Source organism: Oceanospirillum sp., from assembly GCF_982874595.1.
In genome coordinates this window covers 15,728-39,155 of record NZ_CEYNZH010000003.1, presented here as the reverse complement: position 1 = coordinate 39,155, position 23,428 = coordinate 15,728, and the positions used below count along the sequence as shown (strand labels likewise).

At 49.9% G+C, this 23,428-nt stretch carries 22 protein-coding genes; 13 read left to right on the top strand and 9 right to left on the bottom strand.

All coding sequences use genetic code 11. From position 1 onward, the window contains the following. Positions 1 to 277: 277 nt before the first annotated feature. Positions 278 to 1,540: a DUF3530 family protein gene (locus tag AC4GL5_RS02255; protein ID WP_490381162.1), complete on the top strand. Its 1,263-nt coding sequence runs from the start codon at positions 278 to 280 to the stop codon at positions 1,538 to 1,540. A 127-nt stretch (positions 1,541 to 1,667) separates the two neighbouring features. Here the strand turns inward: AC4GL5_RS02255 and djlA are convergent, their stop codons facing one another. From djlA to AC4GL5_RS02240, 3 genes are read right to left on the bottom strand one after another with little or no spacing between them, the layout of a single operon-like run. Further along, a complete protein-coding gene (gene djlA, locus AC4GL5_RS02250; RefSeq protein ID WP_490381161.1) occupies positions 1,668 to 2,627 on the bottom strand; it encodes a co-chaperone DjlA in 960 nt (319 codons plus the stop codon). A 5-nt stretch (positions 2,628 to 2,632) separates the two neighbouring features. Continuing rightward, positions 2,633 to 3,346 (bottom strand): nucleotidyltransferase family protein, encoded by a 714-nt coding sequence (locus AC4GL5_RS02245; protein WP_490381160.1) that lies wholly within the window; start codon positions 3,344 to 3,346, stop codon positions 2,633 to 2,635. A gap of 1 nt (position 3,347) precedes the next feature. Further along, positions 3,348 to 4,403: an aminoglycoside phosphotransferase family protein gene (locus AC4GL5_RS02240; RefSeq protein WP_490381159.1), complete on the bottom strand. Its 1,056-nt coding sequence runs from the start codon at positions 4,401 to 4,403 to the stop codon at positions 3,348 to 3,350. A gap of 394 nt (positions 4,404 to 4,797) precedes the next feature. On the opposite strand from AC4GL5_RS02240, the gene AC4GL5_RS02235 reads away from it, so the two are divergent. The 7 genes from AC4GL5_RS02235 (at position 4,798) to glpE (ending at position 12,133) form a co-directional block, all read left to right on the top strand. After that, complete coding sequence (locus tag AC4GL5_RS02235; RefSeq protein ID WP_490381158.1) at positions 4,798 to 7,236, top strand: LPS-assembly protein LptD; 2,439 nt, start codon at positions 4,798 to 4,800, stop codon at positions 7,234 to 7,236. Between the two features lie 7 nt (positions 7,237 to 7,243). After that, a complete protein-coding gene (locus tag AC4GL5_RS02230; protein WP_490381157.1) occupies positions 7,244 to 8,524 on the top strand; it encodes a peptidylprolyl isomerase in 1,281 nt (426 codons plus the stop codon). Positions 8,525 to 8,536: 12 nt separating this feature from the next. Continuing rightward, on the top strand, positions 8,537 to 9,565 hold the full coding sequence (gene pdxA / locus AC4GL5_RS02225) for a 4-hydroxythreonine-4-phosphate dehydrogenase PdxA (RefSeq protein ID WP_490381156.1): 1,029 nt from the start codon (positions 8,537 to 8,539) through the stop codon (positions 9,563 to 9,565). A gap of 25 nt (positions 9,566 to 9,590) precedes the next feature. Further along, positions 9,591 to 10,403 (top strand): 16S rRNA (adenine(1518)-N(6)/adenine(1519)-N(6))-dimethyltransferase RsmA, encoded by an 813-nt coding sequence (gene rsmA / locus AC4GL5_RS02220; protein ID WP_490381155.1) that lies wholly within the window; start codon positions 9,591 to 9,593, stop codon positions 10,401 to 10,403. Beyond that, entirely contained in the window at positions 10,396 to 10,803 is a 408-nt protein-coding gene (apaG, locus tag AC4GL5_RS02215) for a Co2+/Mg2+ efflux protein ApaG (RefSeq protein WP_490381154.1), read from the top strand. The genes rsmA and apaG overlap by 8 nt, the downstream gene beginning before the upstream one ends. A 91-nt stretch (positions 10,804 to 10,894) precedes the next feature. Further along, the gene (locus AC4GL5_RS02210; RefSeq protein ID WP_490381153.1) at positions 10,895 to 11,713 is read left to right on the top strand and encodes a symmetrical bis(5'-nucleosyl)-tetraphosphatase; all 819 of its coding nucleotides are present in this window, start codon (positions 10,895 to 10,897) and stop codon (positions 11,711 to 11,713) included. A gap of 102 nt (positions 11,714 to 11,815) precedes the next feature. Beyond that, positions 11,816 to 12,133, top strand: a complete 318-nt coding sequence (gene glpE, locus AC4GL5_RS02205; RefSeq protein WP_490381152.1) for a thiosulfate sulfurtransferase GlpE — start codon at positions 11,816 to 11,818, stop codon at positions 12,131 to 12,133. Positions 12,134 to 12,218: 85 nt separating this feature from the next. Here glpE and AC4GL5_RS02200 read toward each other — a convergent pair whose 3' ends face one another. From AC4GL5_RS02200 to AC4GL5_RS02190, 3 genes are all read right to left on the bottom strand, one after another. Further along, complete coding sequence (locus tag AC4GL5_RS02200) at positions 12,219 to 13,448, bottom strand: flagella assembly protein FlgT (RefSeq protein ID WP_490381151.1); 1,230 nt, start codon at positions 13,446 to 13,448, stop codon at positions 12,219 to 12,221. Between the two features lie 77 nt (positions 13,449 to 13,525). Continuing rightward, positions 13,526 to 14,116: an LPP20 family lipoprotein gene (locus tag AC4GL5_RS02195; RefSeq protein ID WP_490381150.1), complete on the bottom strand. Its 591-nt coding sequence runs from the start codon at positions 14,114 to 14,116 to the stop codon at positions 13,526 to 13,528. A gap of 59 nt (positions 14,117 to 14,175) precedes the next feature. After that, positions 14,176 to 14,430, bottom strand: a complete 255-nt coding sequence (locus AC4GL5_RS02190) for a hypothetical protein (RefSeq protein ID WP_490381149.1) — start codon at positions 14,428 to 14,430, stop codon at positions 14,176 to 14,178. Between the two features lie 195 nt (positions 14,431 to 14,625). On the opposite strand from AC4GL5_RS02190, the gene AC4GL5_RS02185 reads away from it, so the two are divergent. Beyond that, positions 14,626 to 15,756, top strand: coding sequence for a tRNA nucleotidyltransferase/poly(A) polymerase-related protein (locus AC4GL5_RS02185; protein WP_490381148.1), 1,131 nt, complete (start codon positions 14,626 to 14,628; stop codon positions 15,754 to 15,756). On the opposite strand, the gene folK is transcribed toward AC4GL5_RS02185, so the two are convergent. From folK to tsaD, 3 genes are read right to left on the bottom strand one after another with little or no spacing between them, the layout of a single operon-like run. After that, on the bottom strand, positions 15,743 to 16,225 hold the full coding sequence (folK, locus tag AC4GL5_RS02180) for a 2-amino-4-hydroxy-6-hydroxymethyldihydropteridine diphosphokinase (RefSeq protein ID WP_490381147.1): 483 nt from the start codon (positions 16,223 to 16,225) through the stop codon (positions 15,743 to 15,745). The two genes, AC4GL5_RS02185 and folK, sit on opposite strands and share 14 nt — an antisense overlap. Continuing rightward, the gene (gene folB, locus AC4GL5_RS02175; RefSeq protein ID WP_490381146.1) at positions 16,222 to 16,602 is read right to left on the bottom strand and encodes a dihydroneopterin aldolase; all 381 of its coding nucleotides are present in this window, start codon (positions 16,600 to 16,602) and stop codon (positions 16,222 to 16,224) included. The genes folK and folB overlap by 4 nt, the downstream gene beginning before the upstream one ends. Positions 16,603 to 16,650: 48 nt before the next feature. Then, positions 16,651 to 17,700 carry a tRNA (adenosine(37)-N6)-threonylcarbamoyltransferase complex transferase subunit TsaD gene (gene tsaD / locus AC4GL5_RS02170; RefSeq protein ID WP_490381145.1) on the bottom strand — a complete coding sequence of 350 codons (1,050 nt, stop codon included), beginning with the start codon at positions 17,698 to 17,700 and terminating at the stop codon, positions 16,651 to 16,653. Between the two features lie 225 nt (positions 17,701 to 17,925). Between tsaD and rpsU the strand changes: the two genes are divergently transcribed. From rpsU to AC4GL5_RS02150, 4 genes are all read left to right on the top strand, one after another. Further along, positions 17,926 to 18,141 carry a 30S ribosomal protein S21 gene (rpsU, locus tag AC4GL5_RS02165; protein ID WP_028304873.1) on the top strand — a complete coding sequence of 72 codons (216 nt, stop codon included), beginning with the start codon at positions 17,926 to 17,928 and terminating at the stop codon, positions 18,139 to 18,141. Positions 18,142 to 18,308: 167 nt separating this feature from the next. Continuing rightward, the gene (gene dnaG, locus AC4GL5_RS02160) at positions 18,309 to 20,198 is read left to right on the top strand and encodes a DNA primase (RefSeq protein WP_490381144.1); all 1,890 of its coding nucleotides are present in this window, start codon (positions 18,309 to 18,311) and stop codon (positions 20,196 to 20,198) included. A 99-nt stretch (positions 20,199 to 20,297) separates the two neighbouring features. After that, positions 20,298 to 22,115: an RNA polymerase sigma factor RpoD gene (gene rpoD, locus AC4GL5_RS02155; protein WP_490381143.1), complete on the top strand. Its 1,818-nt coding sequence runs from the start codon at positions 20,298 to 20,300 to the stop codon at positions 22,113 to 22,115. 286 nt (positions 22,116 to 22,401) lie between these two features. Beyond that, a complete protein-coding gene (locus tag AC4GL5_RS02150; protein WP_490381142.1) occupies positions 22,402 to 23,181 on the top strand; it encodes a putative metalloprotease CJM1_0395 family protein in 780 nt (259 codons plus the stop codon). The last annotated feature ends 247 nt before the right edge of the window (positions 23,182 to 23,428 follow it).

Here is a 23,428-nt window from a genome sequence, read left to right as displayed (position 1 = left end):
TGGCGCTATTTTAACCAAAGGCGGGTCACAGTGCTATCCGCCAGGAAGGCCTGTCTTCGTCGTACTTCTTTTATTGTCTTCCCCCTTGTCCGATGGGTTCTTAATTCACGGCAGGTTATTTATACTGGCTACAGATTTTACGGCACAGTTAATGCATTGAAATGTAAAGGTTTCAGTTTTACCGCAGGCAGGAGGCAAACCTCTGCCTGTGCCATGGTTACAGTAACGGGATAACGGCATGGTTTGTTCAGGGTGGAAATTAAATTCATGGTTATCGATGCGGCTTTCAGTTCCGGCACTTATGTCGTGCCGTCTGTTGGCGCGTCGTTTTTTGCTGCGTTTTTTGCTACTTAGCTTGCTGGTTACTTCTGTTGTAACAGCTCCTGTCCTATGGGCGGCTGAAGAGGATGAGCCTCTTGATGGCGAGGACGCGCAGGAAGAACCGGCAAAACCCAAAGAGCCACCCAAGCCTTATATTGTTCCTAATGCCGAGAAAACCCGTTTTGATGTACTGGCCCGCCAGGCTGATCCGAGAGAAGTGCTTCGGCTGAACGCGAATGAGGAAGAGTTTCTGACCCTGTTTCGTCCTGAGCATACGCCGAAAGCCCGCGGTGCGCTGGTGATTCTGCATATTGAAGACGGCCATCCTGACTGGCCTATGGTGGTCAACCCGGTGCGGACGCAGATGCCGGATTTTGGTTGGGCAACTTTATCGGTTGCGATTCCAAGCCCTGGCCCGGCAGAGATCCCGGAACGAACCTTGCCGGCAACTCAGGTGCTTGCCGGAATGCCGGAAGGTGCGGGGGATGATGAGGAAGAGGCGCCGGCTGAGGGCGAAGGTGGTGAGGGTGAAGACGCACTGGCTGATAGCGCTGCGGAAGATGCAGCCCCCGAGTCTCAGACTTCTGCTGATGAAGAGGGTGACGAGTTAGGTGAGGGTCAGGAGGGTGAAGAGGGAGGTAATCCTGACTGGCCCCCCCAAAACCCCACTTTTGTTCCTGTTGACGATTTTGGCCCTCTGTCTGATCGGATTGATGCCCGGATTGAAGCGGCTATATCGCACCTTTTGGGCCAGGGGTATGAGCAGATTGTCTTTGTTGGGCATGGTGTGGGGGCTGTCTGGATTATGGATTACCTCAAAGATCATACGGCACCGCCTGAGCAGGCTGTCGTTATGATTCAACCCCGTATGCCTCAACGTCAGATTGATGTGGATCTACCTGCTTTATTGCTGGAACAGCAGCGACCTATTCTGGATCTCTATTACGACGATAATCGCTTTGATAAAGGTTTTGCTACAGAGCGGGCTAATTTTGCCCGTCGTTCCGGTAACCCTCATTATCGTCAGACTCGTCTGGGGGGGCTTGGTCTGCAATCCGGCCAGTCCGAAGCGAAAGATCGTCGTGTCGTTCAGTCTCTGAGGGGCTGGCTGGATTATCTCTATCAATTTGAGGGGGAGGAGAGAGACCCGGCAGACTCTTATATTAAGGGCCCGATTCGCTCTCTATATGAGGAGCGCATGGAGCGCCCTCGTTATTGACTACGACGGGCGCTGCGCCCCAGTTGTTGCATAGACATCGATAAAAAAGCACCGTTGGCGTTGAGCTGTCGGTGCTTTTTTGTGTCCGCTTCAGGTGGCTTTGAAAGGTCATAACATGCCGGTTGGGTCAGAAGGTTTGCCGGCTTTTCTTTATCAGCTGATATGCAGCCTGAATTTGTTGTGATAACTCTTTGGCACGGGCCTGTTCGGATGGGCTGGCATTTTTTCCTGCCAGCTTGTCCGGGTGTACCTTAGATATTTTCTGGCGGTACGCTTTCTTCAGGCTGGCCGGGTCACAATCCGGCGTGACGCCTAGCAGCTGATAAGCGGCGTTCAGCTCCTGCCCGAAACTGGAGTAAGCGTTAGAGCGGTAATGTTGGCGATATCCTGAGTGGGATCCCCACTCTTGCCTTTCTCTTTGCTGACTTGATGTCTTGTCCTGTTGCCAGCGTTGCTGTTCATTCCGCTGTTCATGTTTGTGTTCATCGCGGCCGGAGGTGTACTGGCGGGCGTTGTCCTGCCAGGCCTTTCGGTATTGCTGACGAATCGTTTGGAACTGTTCGGGGTTTATCCCGGCATGAAACGCCGCCATGCCGAGTGTTTCAACCAGCTGGGTATCCGCACGACCTTCTGCATAGAGCAGCTGAAACTGATAGTGCAGCCATTCCATTTTCTTTCCGGTGCGCTGTTTGAAGCGTTTTCTAAACCGGCTGATCAGGGTGTAAGGCAGCTCCGGTTGGTTTTTTCCGGTATTGAAGGCTTCAATAGCCGCTAAGCGCTCATCCGCCGAGAGTGCCATGGATGACATGATGTATTCGGTTGCGTGAATCTCCCGCTGGGAGACCTGCCCGTCAGCTTTCGCTAAATAGCCCAGCATCTGAAAGGTGATCTGAAAAAAGAGACTTTCATCTTTGCTGCGATAGCGCTTGCCATAGGGAGCCTTGGGAGCTTTGTCGAGATAGCTGTTGAGTTTTTTGTCCAGCAGGTAGCCAAGCAGAAAGCCGATAACCATCCCTCGCCAGCCCCAGGTCAGCATGCCGGTTAACAGACCTGTGATTTTAAATGAGATCAGGAATCGGCTTTTCATGGGGGTTATATCTGATCCTTCAGAATTTTCTCTTCGAGCTGTTTCAGTCTTTCCGGTGTGCCGACGTCCAACCAGTATCCATCAAAATGCTCGCCGGTGATCTGTCCCTTTTCTGCCGCATGTTTCAGTAGCGGACCAAGAGCAAGAGGAGGGGGGGAGATCTGGCTTGTGGGGATCAGTTTGGGATCAAGCAGACTGATGCCACTGAAGGTGAGTGCTGACAATGAGTGGTCAGTCGATTCAGCATTGTCAGGTTTTCGCTGGACGTTGCCATCGGCAGCCATCAGGAAGTCTCCCGCGGGGTTGTGCTCAGGGTTTGATGCCAGAATCAGGTGGCCCAGCGTATCTCCATTGAGGGGAGGCAAATTAGCAAGATCGTAATCGCACCAGATATCGCCATTGACCAGCAGCAGAGGCGAGTCCCAATCCAGGTCGTCCTGTTCCAGTGCTTTCTGAATGCCGCCCGCGGTCTCCAGAGGCTGATCTTCAAAGGAGAGACGGATAGCAACCGGCCAGAGGCGTGAGGCGATAAATTCTTCAATCTGTTCTGCCAGATAACTGATATTGATCAGAATCGAGTCGGCTCCGGCATCAATCAGTCGGTTGATTTGGTGCTCCAGCAATGGCTTTCCTGCAACCTTTAACAAAGGCTTGGGGGTGTGGTCCGTCAGGGGACGCATTCGGGTGCCCAGGCCTGCTGCCAGAATCATCGCCTGCATGTTATGCGCCTTCGGTCTGTTGAATTTCTTGTTGTTTCTGATGTTTGAGGTTGATAGCCGGCACGACCCGGTCCAGCAGCCATTGGTGGAAACGGTTCAGATTTTGGTATTCGCCAGTGGCCTCAAGCAGATGTTGTAACGTGCGGGGGATATCGTTCAGGTAGCCGGGCTTACCATCCCGCAGCCAGAGTCGGGAAAAGATACCCAGTACTTTGATATGGCGTTGGGCACCCATCAGGTCAAACTCTTGACGGAACTTGTCTTTGGAATAATCCGTAGCCAGTAGGCCTGCATTTTTTGCTTCCTGAAGATAGTGATTTCGCCATTGATTGACCGCTGAAGCAGGCCAGTGCAGGTAGCAATCTTTCAGCAGGGATACCAGGTCGTAACTGATGGGGCCAAGGACTGCATCCTGAAAATCGATAATGCCGATTTTCTCCTCGTCCGTCAGCATCAGATTACGGGAGTGATAATCCCGGTGAACCGGAACCTGGGTTTGCTGTAGTGCGTTGTGGGACAGATAATCAAAGGTATGATCCAGCAGGCTGATCTCTTCGGCGCTCAGATCCAGCTCCAGCCATTTAAGGCAGAACCATTCTTTGAACAGCTCCATCTCCCGGGTCAGAAGTTCGTGGTCGTAGGCAGGAAGCTCCAGATCGGTGGTTTGCTGAATACGGATCAGTTCCTCGATGGCGTCTTTGTAAAGCCGGTCTGCCACAGAGTGGTTATCGTAGATGTTTGGCAGTAACTGGTTATCGCCAAAGTCCTGTAGTAAGAGAAAGCCCTGTTCCAGATCCTGCGCAATAATCTCAGGCACATGCACGCCTTGGTGGAACCAATGGCGGGCGATACGGACAAAAGGAGCGCAGTCTTCTTCCGGAGGCGGGGCATCCATTACGATATAGGAGGTGTCTTTACCGTGCGTGCGTGCGTTGTTCCAATGCAGACGGTAGTAGCGACGGAAACTGGCATCACCTGCCACCATCTCAAGCTCAGGCTGGCTGATATTGGTTGCCTGAATCAGCCATTGGCAAAGCTGGTTGTATCTAGGGGTCATCGGCACTCCTTATCGTGGCCGTATTATTCCGGAAGCTGCTGTATTATGGCAAAAGCGTCTGCAGCTGCCCATATAGAAGCCTGAAGCTTTTGTTAACACTGTTAAGTGGTTCTGTTAATAAAGGGAGATTGCACTGATGTTAATTCGTTCGACCACCGTCGGATTCATTTGAGTCGTCTTGTTGGCTTTTGTTATGCCATTGGGCTGCTTCGGTCAATGAGGTAAACTGCCGTAACCGTTATACTTTTTGGTCAGAAATATTTCTTCGAGCCGGAAGATTTCAAAGTCGCTATAATGTTGCGCTTTTAGCTGTACCCTACTGATTTCAGCCAAACTCATTCGGGCCGAACCTGCTTCAGGTTCAGGCCAGACATCAGCCAAGTAAGGATCTTGTTTGAAATTGTCATCTTCATCTTCAGATCTGGTGTTCACTTTTTCGCACCGGAAAAAGCGTTTGCTGGCATCCGGCACCGGTCAGCTGATGGCGTGTGTTTTGGCTTTAAGCTTATTTTCTGAAGGCGTTTTGGCTGCTGATATAGATTCCTCCTATTTTCTGGATTGGGTGCCTCGCAATGAGTTGTCGCCTGAGGAGCAGTCTTCTCTGCCTTCGTTTTGTGCGGGTTCATACCGACCTGTGCCTTATTTGCAGCCGGAAGGCGATGCGACTCAAATTACAGCGGAGTCTGCAGACTATCTCGCTGATGGCAGTATCCACCTCAGAGGCAAAGTGAAAATTATCAGTCCGGAGATTAGTCTTCAGGCTGAAGAAGCCAAAGTCTCTTCTGATCGTTCCCGAATTGAGGCGATTAACTACGTGACCCTGCGGCAGAATGGGGTCGTTGTTCATGGGGATGAAGGTAAGTTTAATCTGAATGACGATCAGTTTGAGATTGTAAATCCCGAATACGCACTCCCCAGCGATGGCATGAGGGGCAAGGCGTCCACCATTATTCAGACGGCACCGGGAGAGATTGTGATCTCCGATGGCAGCTATACCTCCTGCTCCCCAGGTGACAACAGTTGGCGCTTGGTTGGAAGTGATATCGAGCTGGACCAGCAAAGTGGTTTTGGTACTGCGATACACGCCCGGCTGGAACTTGCCGATATTCCGGTTTTCTACTGGCCCTATTTTCGTTTTCCGATTGATGATCGCCGCCATACCGGTCTTTTGATGCCTTCGCTCTCGGTGGGGAGTGAGGGTTTGGAAGAGTATGAGCAGCCGCTATACCTGAATTTGGCCCCGAATGCTGATGCTACGCTGAGTCCTCGTTGGTATAGAGATCGTGGAGTATTATTGAATTCAGAGTTTCGACTGTTAGCGACCGAAAATCATTATGGGGAAGTTTCAAACTCTTTCTTTGAAAATGATCCTGACTTTGGTGATGACCGTCAGTTAACTCATCTCTTATTAAGAGGTAAGCCTGCAGATCGCTGGCGCTATCGTGTGGATTATTCAGAATCTTCCGATGATTATTTCCTGAATGATTTTGAAGCAGGCTTTACAGCAGCGAACACCAGTGAGCTTTTGCAGCTGGCAGAAGCTGAAGGGCGTTATGACAACTGGCAGTTGTTAGCTCGTGTCCAGGGTTATCAGCAGTTGAATCCTAATCTGAATGATAAAGATAAAGTATTCTATAAGCTGCCTGAATTACAGGCGAATGGGCGCTGGAGGAATAGTGGCTTAACCTACGGTGTTAATTCTCAGTGGGTTGCTTTCCGACGAGATATTAACAACCCTGTTAATGGCAGCGTGACCAAGGGTGCTGTTGATTGGGGGACCTCTTTTCAGGCAAACCGCTATCATCTTGAACCCTTTGCCGAGTATCGGGAAGATGCACTTTGGGGATATTGGCTGATAAAAGGTCGCCTTATGCAGACCGGCTATCAACTGGACGATCAGCCGGCCGGGTTGAGTGATTCAACTCAGCGCATGATTCCGGTTGTTACTGCTGATGGTGTGCTTTATTTTGAGCGTGAGATGCAGCTGTTTGAAAATGACTACATTCAAACGCTTGAACCGCGCCTGTTTTTTACCGCATCCCCTACGGAAGAGCAGGTTGAAAATCCGGTCTTCGACACTTCCGAATACGCCTTTGATATTAACCAGCTTTATCGGGACACACGTTTCTCTGGAGTAGACCGGGCCGGTGATCTGATAAAAACCTCGCTGGGTGTTACCAGCCGTTTTATCTCCAACGAAAATGGTCGTGAGCTGCTTACGTTGAACGCGGGGCAGGCTTTTTATGCCAAAGACCGAACCGTAACCACCAGTTCGGACCCGAATGAAGCGACCAATTACTTCCGTTCCCGCGAAAGCTCACCTCTGATTCTGCAGGCATTATGGCAACCGACAGAGCGATTGATGGCGAAACTCACGCGGCAGTGGGATTACAATAAAGATCGTCTGGAACGTCAGGATCAACAGGTTACGGTTTTGCTGCCGGGAGGTGCTACCATGATGGTTCGGCACACTAGGGCCTTGTCAAACTGCACGTTACTGGGTAACTGTGATGCAGATGATGAAACCTATTCGGAAGTAGCTGACTTAGGTGTGCTCTATCCCTTTAATGATCAATGGCGCACCTTTTATGCTCAAAAGCAGGATCTTAAAAATGACACCCGCCTAGAACAGATCACGGGGGTTGAGTATGAAAGCTGTTGCTGGCTGGTTCGCTTCGCCCGCCATCAATGGCAAACCAGTAGCAGTACATCGACTTCGGATGACTCCATTGGCATTCAGCTAGTGCTGAAAGGCTTTGGCGGAATCGGACAGAAAAGTTCATTTGCCCAGATGGAAGAGTATGTTCCGGGCTATACACCTATGACTAAGTAGTAACCCCATGATGAAGAAAGCAGTTAACTGGATCGTTTTAAGTTTATCGCTGGCATTTGTTTTATCCGCTCATGCCGCGCGTCAGCCGCTGGATCAGGTAGTGGCGGTCGTGAATCAGGAAGCTCTGATGCAGTCTGAGCTTGAAGCCAAATTAGATTCGGTTTACCAGAATTTGCGTCAGCGTAATATCACTCCGCCAGCCCGGGATGTACTGCGTAAGCAGGTACTGGATCGCCTGATTCTGGATACGATTCAGATGCAGAAAGCAGAAGAATCCGGTATGCGGGTATCCGATGGCGAGCTTAACAAAGCCCTGGCCAGTGTCGCCCAGCAAAATAAAATGACGGTCGATCAGTTTCGTCAGGTGTTAGAACGTCAGGGGATTCCTTTCAGCAGTGTGCGTGATCAGATCGGTCGTGAGTTGCTGATCAGTCAGTTACGTCAGCGTCGCGTTGGCGAGCGTATCCGTATCTCTGAGCAGGAAGTGGATAACTTTCTGGCTCAGGAGAAAACAGAGCTGAGCAGCACCGACTATCGTTTGCAACAGATCACGGTAGCGATTCCGGAAAAGGCAACACCTGAGCAGGTAGCGGCAGCTGATCAGAAAGCGCAGGAGATTTATCAGCAGCTGATTCAGGGTGAAGATTTCAGCCAACTGGCGATTCGTGTCTCTGATGATGAATATGCCTTGCAGGGTGGTGAGATGGATTGGCGTCGCGGCAGCGAGTTGCCTGTGTTGTTAGCTGACCAGGTTCCGGCCATGGATATCAATGAGACCTCGGTACCGCTGCGTAGCCCATCCGGTTTTCACATTATCCGCCTGTTGGAAAAACGTGGTGGCCCAACCAAGTTGGTTACCGAAACTCTGGTGCGTCATATTCTGATCGCACCAACGGCGCTTAGGACCGATGCTCAGGCCCGTACGTTGGTGAATAAACTACGCCAGCGCATTATGAAAGGGGAGGATTTTGCTGAACTGGCAAGAACTTACTCTGATGATAAAGCCTCTGCCGGTGATGGCGGTAATTTGGGTTGGGCTAAGCCGGGTAAGTATGCGCCTCAGTTTGAAGCATCTATCAACAATACATCGGTTAACCGTGTGAGTCCTGCATTCAGAACTCAGTTTGGCTGGCACATTTTACGTGTGGAGGGCCGACGTAGTCAGGATATTGGTGATCAGCTGGTTCGTGAACAGGCACGTCAGCAGTTGTTTAAACGTAAGTTTGATACTGAACTGGATAACTGGTTGCGTGAGCAAAAAGCCGCAGCTTATATCGAGATTCGTTAAGAGGACGATATTGTGAGTTTGTCTCTGGTGATCACCGCGGGTGAGCCTGCGGGTATTGGTCCGGATGTTGTATTAAAGCTTGCGGCTGGCTGGGCTGAAGCGTCTGAGCGCCTGAGCTGGAGCGGTGTCGACTGTCGTCATCTGTGTTTGGGTGTGATTGCCGATCCGGCACTTCTGAAGCGTCGTGCGCAAGCGCTCGGACTGCCCGTTGAGCTGATCGAGGTTGATGCCCATAGCGAGCTCCCCCTGATGCAGGCTAATCAATTGGCAGTGATTCCTGTCAGCCTTGCTGAGCAGGAAGTGGCCGGTGAACTGAACTCTGACAATGCCCTTTATGTACTTGATACACTGAAACTGGCCACCGATGGCTGTCTTTCCGGCCGTTGGCAGGGAATGGTGACAGCTCCTGTGCACAAAGGCGTGATCAATGAAGCCGGTGTACCGTTTACCGGTCATACGGAGTTTCTGCAGGAAAGAACAGAAACTGAGCAGGTTGTGATGATGCTGGCCACAGAAGGATTACGTGTTGCCCTGGTAACGACACATCTGCCGTTACGTGATGTACCTGATGCTGTGACTCCTGAGCGCATCTCACGGGTGAGTCGCGTGCTTTACCGCTCTTTGCAGCGGGACTTTGGTTTGCAGAAGCCCAGGATACTGGTCTGTGGTCTCAACCCCCATGCCGGTGAAGATGGTCATTTGGGGTGTGAAGAGCTGGATGTGATTATCCCCACCATGAAAACTCTGGCTGATGAGGGTATTGCTCTGACTGGTCCGCTGCCCGCGGACACCCTGTTTGCTGAGCATCATCTGAAAGACACTGATGCCGTTCTGGCGATGTACCACGATCAGGGTTTGCCTGTACTCAAACATGCCGGATTTGGCCGCGCAGCCAATATCACCCTCGGCATGCCTATTGTAAGAACATCTGTCGATCACGGTACAGCCCTTGATCTGGCGGGAACCGGACAAGCCCATGAAGGCAGTCTCTGGACCGCTCTGGGTTACGCTGCTCTGATGGCAGAAGCCCGTAGTCGATAACACCTGAAGAATCTGAGAGGAATGAATGGCTAAGAAGCCTCAGCAACACCGCGCCCGTAAGCGCTTCGGACAAAACTTTCTTCAGGATGAAGGTATTATTCGTCGCATTGTTCGCAGCATAGCGCCGCAGGCTGATGATCACATGGTTGAGATTGGCCCGGGTATGGGGGCGCTGACCGAAATTATTCTGGAATCTGCCGAGCGCCTTGATGTGATTGAGCTCGACCGTGACCTTATTCCGGGCCTTAAGGTGAAATTCTTTAACCATAAAGGTTTTGAGATTCATCAGGCGGATGCGCTGAAGTTTGATTTCGCTGAACTGATCGATGACGGCAAGCCTCTGCGTGTTGCGGGCAACCTGCCGTATAACATCTCTACGCCTCTGATTTTCCACCTGCTGGAGCAGCGTCAGAATATTCAGGATATGCACTTTATGCTGCAGAAAGAGGTGGTTGAGCGTCTTGCTGCTGCTCCGGGTACGAATGACTGGGGACGTTTGAGCATCATGGCGCAGTATCTGTGTGATGTGGAGTCGCTCTTTATCGTGCCACCAGAAGCTTTTGATCCTATGCCAAAAGTGGACTCGGCCATTGTTCGCCTGACACCGCACAAAGAGCTGCCGTACCCGGCGAAGTCGGCGGAGTGTCTGGATAATCTGGTACGAACCGCTTTTGCCCAGCGCCGTAAAACCCTGCGTAATAACCTGAAAGGTCTGATGGACGTTGCTGAAATCGAAGGTTTGAGCATCGATCCACAGCGCCGTCCGGAAACCCTCAGCCTGCAGGAAGTGGTAGCCTTAAGTGATTGTCTGGCTGACAGGTTGGGTAAACATGACTGATATCAGTGATCAGGATCAGCCGGCATCCGCTGGCCTGCTGGATCTGAAAATAGAACCCAAGTTTATCAAACAGGATACTGCTGAAGATCGCGATCAGTATGTTTTCAGCTATAAGGTCACCATCACCAATAATAACCGTACTAGTGTGAAGCTGCTGACCCGCTCCTGGGTTATCACGGATGGTAATGGCAAGGTGAATGAGGTGAAGGGCAAAGGTGTTGTAGGGCAGCAGCCGGTGATTGCACCAGGTGAGTCCTACAGTTATACCTCTGGTGCTATTTTCCCGACGCCACTGGGCGTTATGCAGGGGTTTTATGAGTTAACGGATATTGAATTCGATTGTCCGTTGCAGCTGGATATTCCGGCATTCCGGCTGGCGAAAGAGGATATGCTGCACTGATCGGCTTATCTTCCGTAAGCCGATAGCTAGCTGATACAAATCCAACATTCCAATCTGATCTTTTCGATACAACCGATGGCAATTTAGCGTTATGGCAACTTATGCTGTAGGTGACCTGCAGGGCTGTTTCAGTGAACTGGAACTCCTGCTGGATGCCGTTCAATTTGACCCGAATCGTGACCAGCTCTGGCTGGCGGGAGACCTTGTAAATCGTGGTCCCGAGTCCCTTGAGGTTCTGCGCTTTGCTTCCTCTCTGGGGGATAGAGCGCGCTGCGTGCTGGGTAATCACGATCTGCATCTGCTGGCGGTTGCCTATTCCGGTGCGCGGTTAAAGCGTTCCGATACCTTGCAGCCTATTCTTGAGGCTCCGGACAGGGATCAGCTACTCGATTGGCTGCGCCATCAGCCTCTTTGCCATTACGATGCTAAGTTGGGCTATGTGATGACCCATGCCGGGATCCCACCTGTTTGGAATCTTGAGCAGGCTTTGGCTTATGCCAAAGAGGTTGAAGAAGTTCTGCGCGGCGCTCAATGCAAGGCGTACTTCGACAATATGTATGGTAATAAACCTGCTAAGTGGTCTGATGATCTGAAAGGTTTTGACCGTCTGCGTGCGATCACCAACTACTTCACCCGAATGCGTTTTTGTACGCCGAAGGGTAAGCTCGACTTCGATGCTAAGGAAGGTCTCGATCAGTGTCCGGAGGGTTATGCTCCCTGGTTCAGTTATCCCCGTTTGGTGCAGGAAAAGATCATTTTCGGGCACTGGGCTGCACTGGAAGGCCAGATTGATGCCGAGGGGATCTTTGCTCTGGACACAGGTTGTGTCTGGGGAGGTTCTCTGACAGCGTTGAACCTGGAAAGCGGCAAGCTGACCTCTGTCAGAAGTTTGCAGACTAAAAGATATTAGTGATATCTTATATTTTATTGATTACACTTATTAATTGTTTGACTTCATGGCTTAGAGGCTTGAAACCACAAGCAAACTTTGGTGACGACAAAAGGTGTCCCTATGAAATTTCAGTTTATGAATCCCGATGAATTAAAAGCCAAGCTGGAAGCCGGTGAAGAGACGGTTGTTGTGGATATTCGTGATCCGGCAAGTTTTTCAGCTGGATCTATTAAAGGCTCTCAGGCTCTGAATAACGATAATGTTCAGCTATTTGTTGAGCAGACCGATAAGTCGCAGCCAGTAGTGGTTTGTTGTTACCACGGCAACAGCAGTCAGTCTGCAGCACAGTTTCTGGCGGAGCAGGGGTTCAGTGATGTATACAGCCTGCAGGGCGGTTATGAATTGTGGAAAACAGTTTGTCCTGAGCACTGTAATTGATCTTAAGCCACTTCGGTGGTTATGCATAGAATAAAAAAAGGAGCCATCAGGCTCCTTTTTTGTGATCAGAATACAGGTGAATCGTTTACCAGGCGATAACTACGTCACCCTGTTGAATACCCAGCTTATCGGTTTCAGTGCTGATGATGCCGCGGGAGAAGAATGGCTGAACTTTCTTCAGTGTCACCACAATCTTGGTGTTTTCCAGTTCAGTATAGGCGTTCTGGTTCGCATCGTAGAAAGTGCTCAGGCGGTACAGACTCAGAGTGTCGCCAGGACGAAGGCCTTCACCAGCACCTGCATCGATATAGATCTTCTTACCTTCGGTGCGGGTTACTTTAGCCATAAATGGCTGGCAGCTTAGTGTGCTGTTCAGATCGCTGACGACTTCATCGAAAACATCACTTACTTGCTGGCCGTAATCGCTTTTCCAGAAAGCCACAGAGCCGAAGCCTGGTTTTTCTTCCAGTGGTACATTCCAATTGCCCAATGTTTCGTAGCGCTGGCTATAGACCATGGCGCCACTAAAACCATCGTGTACGTATATATCCATCTGGAAACGACGCTCAAAACGATTGTCGCCGTGTTCCATTTTATCTTTGACTTGGCTGAAATAGGACTTAGTTCTCAGTAAGTCCGGACGAGCCATCGAAATATCACGAATCACACCACTGACTACGTATTGGACACCGAGTTGACCGGAAGCTGAAATCGCAGTGGTCAAAGTGCCTTCGGTAGTTACGGATGTTGGGATTGTTTTTGGTGAGGTATAGACCTGAAAGCTGGAGGCATCCAAAGCCTTAACCTTTTGAAGGCTGTTCATTCGGCGCGAAAGGTCAGCAGGCAGGGCCTGACTGATATTGTAAAAGCCGCCAAAAGAAGCTGACTGAGGATCTTCCAGATAGAAAGAGGTGACTGCCGCGCTTCTCAGATAGCCATTGCTTGAGCCATTGCCGCAGGATTGGTCTTTGACCAGTACATCGGCTTCAATGGTCAGTGTCAGGATATCGCCTTTAACTTCTTCTTTCAGGATGTTGATATCCTGAACGGTTCCGTTTGAGCTAACGCGCAGATTGTCGGCAGTGATGGCTCCGTCAGTCATCTGCTGAACACTACTGACATCAGCGCCGGCCTGCAGACTAAGCTGCTGGACGGCATCTCTGATCGCGATACGGCGGGCGCTGACCAGATCCTGATGTACGATTTTGGCCTGGCCGGTTGCTTCAAGCCATTTGGCTTCTGCTTGAGGTGTCTCAAATCCGAGAATCAGACAGAGAATCCATAACACCTTGTGACGGAATAGGGTGTTTAACAACCGACCGCTCCTTATTTACCTGTTAATAACAACTGAGTGTTAATCATAACATCAGCAGAAAAATGTCTGCTGACAGATTAGTTCAGATAGTACTGCCCAGGCTGCACTTTAACCAGAGGACGAGCAATAGCTCGTGTTTCTGGTGATTCACCATGTACTGTTGGTGCCGTACAGTTTGGCGATTGCAGAGCATCAGCTGAACCCAAGCAATCGTAGAACGTAGGCTCCAGAACCAGTTCCATAGTTGTTTCGTAGTTGTTGTGGGCCAGCTCATATGTTGATATAACTTTCGCCCCGCGGATAACGCTATCTACGTAGGTACGGAAGCGGTCGTCCCGCAGTACCATAGCCTCAACGGTCGACCCACCGCTTACACGAGTACCGTATACCCGTTCCGCAATTGCGCGATAAGCGTCAAGCTTGGAGGCGCGCATTGCCATTAACTGATTCTGTCCTTTGGACATGCGAGGGTTCTCCATGTAAGCGCCGTAGCCTGTTACACGAACAATAATTGGCTCAACCTTAGGGCTGTAAGTATGCTCAACCTGCTGGTAAACAACGTAATCGCCGTTTGCCTGATTGTTCATTGATTGCTGGTTGATAGGGGCACAACCCGCAGTCAATACAGTACCGGCAATTGCCAGAGAGGCCAGTTTAAGTTTCATCATCATCACTCCTGATGTCCGTCACAAATAAATCGATAAAGTGTTTTAACGCGCATCACAAATCAGTAGCGACGCCTGTAGATCACATCGGGCTGCATATTGCAGCAGGGTTCCATAATGATCTGCGGTGTCAGAACGCGATGAGTCTCCGTTCGGATAATCACCTTGCGTCTTGGTTGCGGCTTTGCAGGTGGAATCTGCACATAAGTTCCCCGGGATTGCGCATTCTGCTGATAACCATAATAGGGCATCGTGCATGCAGAGAGTGTAAGACCAAGGAACAAAGTGCCGGTGATTACTTTTACGGTTTTTAGCATCGGTTCTTCCTGACATTCTGATGCGAACTCAATTTATAGCGGCCTCTCACCTGAAAAGATAAAAGCCGTTTATAGTTGAGCCGAAAATTATACCGTTTACTATCGGCACCACTTTCGTAAAGTTTAGTCTGACTGAAGGGTTAACCTACAGAAAAGTAAACTTTTATTCGTTTTATATATCGGGTGTAGCAAAAAATGAGCCAGCTTTATAAAACTGACGATAATGCTTTGAAAACTGAGGATATTTATCTCGTCGGTGGACCTGTAAGGGATGAACTGCTTGGTTTGCAGCCCCGTGACAGAGATTGGCTGGTGGTGGGAGCGACACCAGAAGTGATGAAAGCGGCAGGGTTTGTTCAGGTCGGCAAGGACTTTCCTGTTTTCCTGCATCCGGATACCAAAGAGGAATATGCGTTAGCCCGTACAGAGCGAAAGTCCGGTAAAGGCTATCAGGGGTTTGTTTGTCACACATCACCTGATGTGACACTTGAAGAAGATCTGATGCGACGAGACTTCACCATTAATGCCATGGCTAAGGACGCTGAAGGTAATATTCACGATCCTTATAACGGACTGACAGATCTTGAAAATAGGGTTCTGCGTCATGTTTCTCCTGCTTTTGCCGAGGATCCTCTTAGGGTGTTGCGGGGGGCTCGTTTTCTGGCGCGCTTTTATCATCTCGGCTTTTCTGTGGCTGAAGAAACAAAGGCGCTAATGCAGTCTTTGGTTCAGGCCGAAGAGTTGCAGCAGTTATCCGCTGAAAGAGTCTGGTCAGAGACAGAGCGTGCACTTGATGAGAAAAACCCTGAGCAGTTTTTTTTGCTTCTGGATAAGGTTGGTGCATTGAACTTCTGGTTCATTGAACTGAAACAAATGGACGTTGAGTTGCCCGTTTTTTTGAGGGAAGCGGATGCGAAGTTCAGGGCTTTGATTTGCTGGGGCTGGATGTTGCATGTGTTAACACCAGAGGCGATAGAGTCTCTTTGTCAGCGAATAAAGGCTCCAAAGCGTTACCTGGATTTTGCTCTGTTGGTTCAGCAGTTCTGGTCGCTTCTGAATTGCAGGCCTGCGTCAGATCCGGTGATGTGCCTGTCGTTGTTGGAACGGGCGGGTGCTTTTAAGCAGGGGGGCTTATTTGAACTTTGGCTGGAGCTTTGGCGACCGGAGCAGCGGCAAATGATGCAGTGGTGGCAGTCGCTCGCCATTGATATGAGCGGTGTAACAGCGAAAGCCTTTGTCCAGCAAGGATTAAAGGGGCCGGAGATTGGCGCCGCGATTAAAGCCCGGCGCCTGGAACTGATTGAAGAGGCTCTTAAAGCTCTGTAAGCCAGAGCTTTTGTTCCGGGAAGGGGAAGCTTTGCCATAGCTCTTTTACCGTTTTCTCCTGACCTGGCGGAATCAGTTCCGGTTCCATCAGGGATAGAGGGTAGAGCATATAGCCGTGCTCAAACAGATCTTTACGGGGCAGGGTCAGACCGAAGTGCTGACCTTCCAGCTGATCCACCAGCACGATATCGATATCCAGTGTCCGCCCGCTGAATTTTGGTGCGTTGTCTTCCCGGCCAAACTCATATTCCATCTGGCGGAACTGCTGGCTGAGTTCCTCAATGGGTAATTCGGTTTCTAATACCGTCATCAGGTTGATGAAGGGATCACCGATAAAGCCCACCGGCTCGCTTTCGACAATGGGTGACAGCTGCATGTCACCAAAGCGTTCGTTCAGGGCGTTGATGCCCCTGCGGATATTGTTGCGGGCATCAATGTTGCTGCCAAGGCTCAGGTACACGCGGCTCATTGATTGCGCTCCGCTGAGGGGGCTATCAGGGAGCCGCGCTCAATCATAACGGCAACATTATGAGCGTTGGGAACCGCACCGGGTTTGCTGACTTTAACCTTCACCCAGCATACGGAAAACTGATCGCGGATCAGTTCGCTGACCGCCTCTGCCAGAGTTTCAATCAGTTTGTAGGATGAGTTTTTAACCAGTTCTGTGATCGCCTGGCTGATGGAGAAGTAATCCAGTGTCAGGGATAATTCGTCGGACGCTGCGGCGGGACGGATATCTGTTGCCATCTCGATATCGAATACCAGTGGCTGCAGAATCTCACGCTCCCAATCGTAAACACCGATTAAAGCGTCAACTTTTAAACCTTCAATAAAAACCCGGTCCAAACCATCACCTATCTTTGTTGCTGATTGCGGAATAATGTTGAATTAGCACTACAGGTCGTTCTGTGGTGCTAAGGGTGGCAGATCGGTCAGTGGCCAGCGTGGCTGAACTTTGATCTGTCTGTCGTTCTTATGACCTGCCATCAGTCGCTGACAACCCGCGTAGGCGATCATGGCGCCGTTGTCGGTGCAAAATTCATTTCGCGGGTAATAAACCTGACCGCCCATGCCGGTGAGTGTTGCTTCCAGCTTTTCCCGCAGATCTTTATTCGCGCTAACCCCGCCGGCAATAACCAGCTTTTTGCGGTTTGCCTGCTTAAGAGCGCGTTTGCATTTGATCACCAGCGTATCCACGACGGCATCCTGAAACGCTAAGGCGATATCAGAACGTTCCTGATCAGTCAGCTCGCCGTTGTTAGCCTCTTTGGCTGCTTCTACCGTGTTCAGCGTGAAGGTCTTCAGGCCGCTGAAGCTGAAGTCCAGCCCCGGGCGATTGGTCATGGGTCTTGGGAACAGGTATTTCCCCGGTGTGCCCTGTTGTGCGAAGCGGGCGATATGAGGGCCGCCGGGGTAGGGCTGCCCCATCATCTTGGCAGCCTTGTCAAAGGCTTCACCGGCAGCATCGTCAATGCTCTCGCCGAGCATCTCATACTGACCAATACCCTGAACATCGATCAGCTGAGTGTGGCCACCGGAGACAAGAAGTGCCACAAAAGGAAATTCTGGTGGTGTTTCTTCCAGCATGGGTGCCAGCAGGTGACCTTCCATGTGGTGAACGCCAAGGCAGGGTTTATCCCACGCCATCGCCAGAGCCTGAGCCGTTGATGCGCCCACCATAAGGGCTCCGATCAGGCCGGGACCTGAGGTATAGCAGATAGCATCGATATCATCGGCGCTGCTGTTGGCTTCGGACATCACCTGTCGGGTGAGGGGCAGAAGCTTGCGCACATGGTCTCTGGAGGCGAGTTCAGGTACAACACCGCCATAGGGAATATGCATATCGATCTGACTGAACAGGGCATGAGCTAATAAACCCTGTTCTGAGTCATAAATTGCCAGCCCTGTTTCGTCACAGGATGTTTCGATTCCGAGTACACGCATGATGATCACTAACTGCTTGAAAGAATGGGCGCAATTCTACCTATGTGAAGCTCAAAATGGCACCAAAAGGCGTTGATTCAGTGAAAAAAGCAGTATCACTGCCCCTAAAGCCGTTTGCATGGGGTGGTCAAAGCCTATAGAATCATGCGTCCCCTAAGGCATGTCACCGATTTAGGTGACATCTCTAATTTCAATCCTATTACTTTTTAAGGTGGTGAGTCTTTAATGCCTGCTGTTAAAGTTAAAGACAATGAACCGTTTGACGTTGCTCTGCGTCGTTTCAAACGTTCTTGTGAGAAAGCTGGAATCTTAGCCGAAGTTCGTCGTCGTGAATTTTACGAAAAGCCAACTTGGGTTCGTAAGCGTAAAGCAGCTGCTGCTGTTAAGCGTCACGCTAAAAAGGTACAGCGCGAGCAAAAACGTTTCGAGCGTCTGTACTAAGCAGCCTATTTGCAGATTTCGGTCTGCACGGTTGTCTTTTTAGGGGTAAAAACGGCTGCCTTAACCGGCGGCCGTTTTTCATTTTGCAGCGCCTGCAAAATCAGAACTGTCATTCCTGACAGCTTCTTTTCTGAATTGTATTTTCGTTTTAGGTAGTTAGTGCCCTTATGGCCGGTCGGATTCCTCAATATTTTATCGATGACCTTGTCGCGCGAGCAGACATCGTTGATGTAGTGGGAAGTGCGGTTAAGCTGAAAAAAAGTGGTCGCAACTGGCACGGTCTGTGTCCTTTCCACAACGAAAAAACTCCCTCTTTTACGGTTAGTCAGGATAAGCAGTTTTATCACTGTTTTGGCTGCGGTGCTCATGGCAACGCTATCGGTTTTCTGATGGAACATGATGGCCTGGGTTATGTTGAGGCGATTGAAGATCTCGCCAAGCAGCTGGGCATGGAAGTTCCCCGTGATGAAAATCCTGTTGAAGCCAAGAAACGTCAGGCGGCTAAAAAGTCTGCTGAAACACTGGAACTTGCCACACAGTTTTATCGCAATTCATTGCAGGTGGCAGAAGGTCATCAGCGGGCACAGGCCTATCTTCAGCATCGGGGGCTGAAGCCTGAAACGGTCGAACGCTTTGGTATCGGTTTTGCTCCTGAAGGTTGGGAGCTGCTGAAGAAATATCTGACCGGCCAGAACATCAGCGAAAAAGAGCAGATCAATCTGGGACTTCTGGTTCAGAAAGAGGAAACCGGCCGTACCTATGATCGTTTCCGTAATCGCATCATGTTTCCGATCAGGGATTGGCGAGGCAAGGTTATTGCGTTCGGCGGTCGTGTTCTGGGTGATGAGAAGCCTAAGTACCTGAACTCTCCGGAAACACCGGTTTTCCAGAAGGGTAAAGAGCTTTACGGTTTATACGAGGCCAAAACCTCTCCAGGTCAGCTGGAACGCCTGCTGGTTGTGGAAGGCTATATGGATGTGGTTGCCCTTGCTGAAGCCGGTATTCCCTACGCTGTGGCTACTTTGGGGACATCGGCTACATCAGAGCATATGGAGCGGCTGTTTAAAGTCGTCCCTGAAGTCGTCTTTTGTTTTGATGGTGATAAAGCAGGTGTCAGAGCGGCGCAGCGAGCGCTGGAAAATGTTCTGCCTCATATGATTGACGGGCGTCAGGCGCGGTTTATGTTCTTACCCGAAGGACAGGACCCTGACACTATGGTACGCGCCAATGGTAAGAATCTGTTTGAGCAGCGTATTGTCCGGGCTGATTCGCTGTCAGAGTTTTTGTTTCGATTTCTTCAGGAGGGGCTTAATCCTCATGAGCCTGAAGGGATGGCCCTGCTGACGCAGAAATCATTGCCCTATTTTAAGAAAATCCCCAAAGGTATTTTGCGCACTTTGCTGGTTAAAAAGCTGGCGGAGATGGTGGGGATTGAAGCGACAGACCTTCAGTCAAGAATTGATGAGCAGCAGGAGCCGGCCCCGCGGGAAGCCGTGCCAAGCCAACCGGTTGATATTATTCCGGAATATGCTGCAGAAACTGAAATTCAGGCCGATAACGAGCCAGAAGTTAAATTATCGACCAGTTATGCCTATAAATTACTGGTCTGGTTGGTGCGATGTCCTGATGTTTGTCAGGCTCTTACCGATGCTGAGTACCAGCAATTAAAAGAGATTATCGACGAAAATAAAGGTTTCTTCTGGGGAAAGGTTTTTGATCAGGTGCTTGAATACTTGAAATGCACCCCGGGAGTCACCACTTCTTCTCTACAAGCGCACTGGTACGGCACTGAAACAGGCCGTTTATTGGACCAGATTGCATTGGAAGAGGTGCTTGCCGAAGAGTTTATTGTCTCAGAATTTAAAGAATGGCTCCGGTCACTGGAGCTTAAGCGGCGTGAATATCAGCACGATCAACGTTTTGACGAGCTGACGCGGAAAAGCCGTTCCGGTCAGAAACTGACCAGAAATGAAAATGAAGAGCTGGTGATGTTGCTTAACCTGTTGGCTAAAAAGAAAAGTCAGCCGGAGGGTGATAACGCTGAATTTTCGCAATAATTTAGAATCGGGTGGAAGTCAAGACCGAATTATGCTAAATTTGAACGCTTAGCATTTTTCCCACCTCGTTCTTTGCACTACATTTGAGATAGGGTATCTATGGCTGGAAATGAGCAGCAACAGTCGCGCTTGAAGGAATTGATCGCCCGCGGAAAGGAACAGGGCTACCTCACTTACGCAGAAGTAAATGACCACCTTCCGGAAGATATATCAGACCCAGATCAGGTTGAAGATATCATTCGTATGATCAACGACATGGGTATCAGTGTTTCCGAGGAAGCACCTGATGCAGAAACCCTGTTGATGACTGATGGTGATTCTTCAACGGATGAAGTTGTCGCAGAAGAAGCAGTTGCAGCCCTTGCTGCAGTTGAGTCCGATGTAGGCCGCACCACTGACCCTGTTCGTATGTATATGCGTGAAATGGGTACTGTAGAGCTTCTGACCCGTGAAGGCGAGATTGTTATCGCTAAACGGATTGAGGAAGGTCTGCGTGAAGTTATGCACGCTGTTTCTTATCTGCCTGGTACGATTCAGAAAGTGCTGGATACCTATGAACAAACCCAGACAGAAGAAGGGCGTCTGAGTGATCTGTTGATCGGTTATATTGATCCGGACGATGGTGAAGTTCCTGTTGGTCCGGTAGCAAGTGCAAAGTCTGATGATGATGACGACGATCTGGATGATGAGGAAGAAACCGAGAGCGGTCCGGATCCGGAAGAAGCGCGTGTACGCTTTACTCGTCTTAAAGAACTGCACGACGAAGTGCTTGAGGTTGCTGAGAAGAAAGGGACTGACAGCGCTGATTATCAGGCAGCCCAGTTGGCTCTGGCTGATTACTTTGCGCCGATCAAACTGACGCCTAAAAACTTCGATGCGATGGTTGCCCGTGTGCGCAATAGCATGGACGAGATTCGTCGTCAGGAACGTCGTGTTATGCAGCTTTGTGTACGCAAGGCTAAAATGACCCGTAAAGAATTTATTACCTCTTTCCCCGGTAACGAGACCAACCTTGAGTGGCTGGATAACGTACTGGCAGACAAGCCTAAGTACGCTGAAAAGCTTGAAGGTCTGCGTATCGAGATCCTGCGTTGCCAGCGCAAGATTCTGACAGTGGAGAAAGATGTTCATCTTAATCTGAGCGAGATTAAAGAAGTTAACCGTCGCATGTCGATTGGTGAAGCTAAAGCTCGTCGCGCTAAGAAAGAGATGGTTGAGGCTAACCTGCGTCTGGTTATCTCCATTGCGAAGAAATACACCAACCGTGGTCTGCAGTTCCTGGACCTGATTCAGGAAGGCAACATCGGTCTGATGAAAGCGGTGGACAAGTTTGAATACCGTCGTGGCTATAAGTTCTCGACTTATGCCACCTGGTGGATTCGTCAGGCAATTACCCGTTCGATTGCTGACCAGGCACGTACCATCCGTATTCCGGTACACATGATTGAAACGATCAATAAGCTGAACCGTGTTTCACGTCAGATGCTTCAGGAGATGGGGCGTGAGCCTACTCCGGAAGAGCTGGGTGAGCGTATGGAAATGCCGGAAGATAAAGTTCGTAAAGTGCTGAAAATTGCCAAAGAACCTATCTCCATGGAAACCCCGATCGGCGATGATGAAGATTCGCACCTGGGTGACTTTATCGAGGATGTGGGTACTGACTCGCCAATCGATACAGCGACCGGCGAAGGTCTGATTGAAGCTACCCGCTCTGTTCTGGGTGGTTTGACGGGCCGTGAAGCGAAAGTTCTGCGTATGCGCTTCGGTATCGATATGAATACCGACCACACGCTGGAAGAAGTGGGTAAGCAGTTTGATGTAACCCGTGAGCGTATTCGTCAGATTGAGGCGAAGGCACTGCGTAAGTTACGCCATCCAACTCGCTCTGAGCACTTGCGCAGCTTTATCGATGAGTAGTCGATTGTTGTAGTAAGTATTGCTTAATATGAAAGCCTCGCATTATGCGAGGCTTTTTTTTGAATATAAATCAAGAACTGTCTTTTAAGGAGGATGGTTTAGGTAATGAAAAGAATGCGTTGGTATATCAGTGTGTTAATAAAATTCCTTTTATATCTACCTAATTAATTGTTGTAAATAAGAATTCGGTCACATGAATTGGCTATGAAAAAAGGTTAAAAATTAGCCATAATATCTTTATCACACGTTTAATTAATATTCAGTAAATAGCCATTAAAGGTTTTTTATGGAAACGCCATCCGTCAGTACTGCATCGCGATATAGTCGCCTTGTTCAGGATTACCGCGAGAAAGAGCGCGCAGCCGAGTCTGTGAGCGCCAGTTCTGTGGAAAAAGCTGAAGCGGAAAAAGAAAAGGCGAGTCTTGAGCAGGAGAAGCGACAGGTTATCTCAGAGCTGAGCAAGCGGGATCAGGAGGTTCGTACTCATGAACAGGCTCATGCTTCTGTAGGTGGTCGTTATGCCTCCGCACCCTCATACGATATGACAGAAGGGCCTGATGGCCGTGAATATGCTGTTGGCGGTCATGTCACTATTGATACCTCTCCTGTGGCTGATGACCCGGAAGCGACACTGGATAAGTCCCAGATTGTAGAACGCGCTGCTTTAGCTCCGGCGCAGCCTTCTGAGCAGGATCTGAAAGTAGCCTCTGAAGCGCGGGCGATGGGCAATGAAGCTCGCGTCGATATTCGTGAACGGGATTTTCTGGAGCGTACCGAAGAGCTGGAAGGTAGTGACGAGGCAGAAGAATCCGATAGTAAGGAAGACACTGATACGACAGAAAAGGCTTCGATATTAGGTGCTGATGATAATCAGTTGCCATCCGGGATGTATAAAGAGCCAAAAAGTTTCTCTTTTGGTTTGAGCTTCCCTCAGAACTTTGTTGGGGCAGAGCAGAGTGCCGCTGCCGGTTTGACTGCTGCTCAGCAACTTAAAGATCGCTTTGACACTTTGGGCCTGAGTTATCCACCCACTCCAACAGGCCAGCAGGTCGCTATAAGCGCTTGATGATTTTTTTAACGCTATGATTTATAACTCATTGATTTTAATCGACTAAGCCCCGTATCGGGGCTTTTTTGTATCTGGAGTATGGCCAGGCTCGACTGACCGGACACCAATTTAGATAAAATAGCGCTTGACCCAGAAGTTTGTCTGACTTAAGTTTCAAACATACGTTTGAATCAGATTTCTTTATTTGATCTGCCGGACTTCTTAGACCGCATTCTGCTGAGAAGCTGCAGGCCATAAAACAAGA

Excerpts from the sequence above, each read along its gene's own strand:
- AC4GL5_RS02255 (WP_490381162.1), top strand. The coding sequence starts at position 278 with ATGCGGCTTTCAGTTCCGGCACTTATGTCGTGCCGTCTGTTGGCGCGT.
- djlA (WP_490381161.1), bottom strand. The coding sequence starts at position 2,627 with ATGAAAAGCCGATTCCTGATCTCATTTAAAATCACAGGTCTGTTAACC.
- AC4GL5_RS02245 (WP_490381160.1), bottom strand. The coding sequence starts at position 3,346 with ATGCAGGCGATGATTCTGGCAGCAGGCCTGGGCACCCGAATGCGTCCC.
- AC4GL5_RS02240 (WP_490381159.1), bottom strand. The coding sequence starts at position 4,403 with ATGACCCCTAGATACAACCAGCTTTGCCAATGGCTGATTCAGGCAACC.
- AC4GL5_RS02230 (WP_490381157.1), top strand. The coding sequence starts at position 7,244 with ATGATGAAGAAAGCAGTTAACTGGATCGTTTTAAGTTTATCGCTGGCA.
- rsmA (WP_490381155.1), top strand. The coding sequence starts at position 9,591 with ATGGCTAAGAAGCCTCAGCAACACCGCGCCCGTAAGCGCTTCGGACAA.
- apaG (WP_490381154.1), top strand. The coding sequence starts at position 10,396 with ATGACTGATATCAGTGATCAGGATCAGCCGGCATCCGCTGGCCTGCTG.
- AC4GL5_RS02210 (WP_490381153.1), top strand. The coding sequence starts at position 10,895 with ATGGCAACTTATGCTGTAGGTGACCTGCAGGGCTGTTTCAGTGAACTG.
- glpE (WP_490381152.1), top strand. The coding sequence starts at position 11,816 with ATGAAATTTCAGTTTATGAATCCCGATGAATTAAAAGCCAAGCTGGAA.
- AC4GL5_RS02195 (WP_490381150.1), bottom strand. The coding sequence starts at position 14,116 with ATGATGAAACTTAAACTGGCCTCTCTGGCAATTGCCGGTACTGTATTG.
- AC4GL5_RS02190 (WP_490381149.1), bottom strand. The coding sequence starts at position 14,430 with ATGCTAAAAACCGTAAAAGTAATCACCGGCACTTTGTTCCTTGGTCTT.
- AC4GL5_RS02185 (WP_490381148.1), top strand. The coding sequence starts at position 14,626 with ATGAGCCAGCTTTATAAAACTGACGATAATGCTTTGAAAACTGAGGAT.
- folK (WP_490381147.1), bottom strand. The coding sequence starts at position 16,225 with ATGAGCCGCGTGTACCTGAGCCTTGGCAGCAACATTGATGCCCGCAAC.
- tsaD (WP_490381145.1), bottom strand. The coding sequence starts at position 17,700 with ATGCGTGTACTCGGAATCGAAACATCCTGTGACGAAACAGGGCTGGCA.
- rpsU (WP_028304873.1), top strand. The coding sequence starts at position 17,926 with ATGCCTGCTGTTAAAGTTAAAGACAATGAACCGTTTGACGTTGCTCTG.
- dnaG (WP_490381144.1), top strand. The coding sequence starts at position 18,309 with ATGGCCGGTCGGATTCCTCAATATTTTATCGATGACCTTGTCGCGCGA.
- rpoD (WP_490381143.1), top strand. The coding sequence starts at position 20,298 with ATGGCTGGAAATGAGCAGCAACAGTCGCGCTTGAAGGAATTGATCGCC.
- AC4GL5_RS02150 (WP_490381142.1), top strand. The coding sequence starts at position 22,402 with ATGGAAACGCCATCCGTCAGTACTGCATCGCGATATAGTCGCCTTGTT.